The sequence below is a fragment of the Catellatospora sp. NPDC049609 genome, from assembly GCF_040675365.1.
Classification (GTDB): Bacteria; Actinomycetota; Actinomycetes; order Mycobacteriales; family Micromonosporaceae; genus Catellatospora.
This window is the reverse complement of the sequence record NZ_JBFAOU010000461.1, coordinates 1-1,409: the sequence shown is the minus strand read 5'-3', so window position 1 is coordinate 1,409 and position 1,409 is coordinate 1. Positions and strand designations below refer to the sequence as shown.

1 protein-coding gene is annotated in these 1,409 nt (G+C 69.5%); it reads left to right on the top strand.

All coding sequences use genetic code 11. The annotated features are described in order from the left end of the window. Positions 1 to 148: 148 nt before the first annotated feature. Positions 149 to 1,285 (top strand): IS701 family transposase, encoded by a 1,137-nt coding sequence (locus tag AB0J67_RS41140; RefSeq protein WP_363491256.1) that lies wholly within the window; start codon positions 149 to 151, stop codon positions 1,283 to 1,285. Positions 1,286 to 1,409: the final 124 nt, after the last annotated feature.

The following is a 1,409-nucleotide window of genomic DNA, read 5'->3' as shown; positions in this document are numbered from 1 at the left end:
TACTCCAGCCGCACTTCCGCCGAGGAGTTTGCGCTGCTAGGCACGCTTGGCGGGACACCTTCCGAACCGCAGCGTTGGTCCATTGTAGACTCCCGTGCTCGTGAGTGTTGCGGATCTTGCGGGGTGGGCGGCGGGCCTGGACGACCTGATGGCGCGGTTCGCCGGCCGGTTCCGGCGGGTGGAGCCGCGTCGGCGCGCCAGGGCCTACCTGCTGGGGCTGCTGTCGCCGCTGTCGGACAAGAACGGCTGGACGTTGGCGGAGGCGGCCGGGGAGAACACGCCCGACGGCATGCAGCGCCTGCTCAACGACGCGGCGTGGGACGCTGACGCCGTCCGCGACGACCTGCGCGGCTATGTTGCCGACCACCTGGGCGACCTGGACGGTGTTTTGATCATCGACGAGACCGGGTTCATCAAGAAGGGCGACAGGTCCGCCGGCGTGCAGCGCCAGTACTCCGGCACCGCCGGGCGGACGGAGAACTGCCAGCTGGGCGTGTTCTTGGCCTACGCGTCCCAGCACGGGCGAACGCTGATCGACCGGGAGTTGTACCTGCCGCAGACCTGGTGCGACGACCCCGTACGCCGCGCCGAAGCCGCAGTGCCCCCGCAGGTCGCGTTCGCGACCAAGCCGGCGCTCGGGCTGGCGATGCTGCGCCGGGCGCTGGACGCCGGGATCCCGGCGCGGTGGGTGACAGCCGACGAAGCCTACGGCAAGGACAGCAAGTTCCGGTTCTGGCTGCAGGCCCGCCGCACGGCCTATGTGCTGGCCGTGGCCTGCAACCAGAAGATCCCGACCGAAGGCGGCAGCGCCCGCGCCGACACCCTCGCCCGACTGGCCCCGGACGCCGCGTGGAAGCGGCGCAGCTGCGGCGACGGCGCCAAGGGCCCTCGCCTGTACGACTGGGCGGTGGCAAGCCTGCCCGACACCGGCACCGCCGAACACGGGTTCACCCGCTGGCTGCTCATCCGCCGCTCGATTACCGATCCGACCGAACTGGCCTACCACCTCTGTTACGGCCCGGACGGCACCGACCCCGAAGAACTGATCCGGGTCGCCGGCACCCGGTGGGCGATTGAGGAGTGCTTCCAGACGGCAAAGGGACAAGTCGGGCTCGACCAGTACCAGGTCCGCCGCTACGACGCCTGGTACCGCCACATAACCCTCGCCATGGCGGCGCACGCCTTCCTGTCCGTCACCGCCAAGAACACAAAAAGGGGCACTGCGACCGGGACGGACTCGTCCCCCTCAGCCTCGCCGAGGTCCGACGCCTCCTGGCGCACCTGATCACCCGGAAACGGTCCCGCGACCACATCAATAGATGGTCATGGTGGCGTCGCCGCCACCAGTTCAGGGCAAAAGTCAGCCACTACCAGCGAAGACGCCGGCTCGGCGAAGTGCGGCTGGAGTA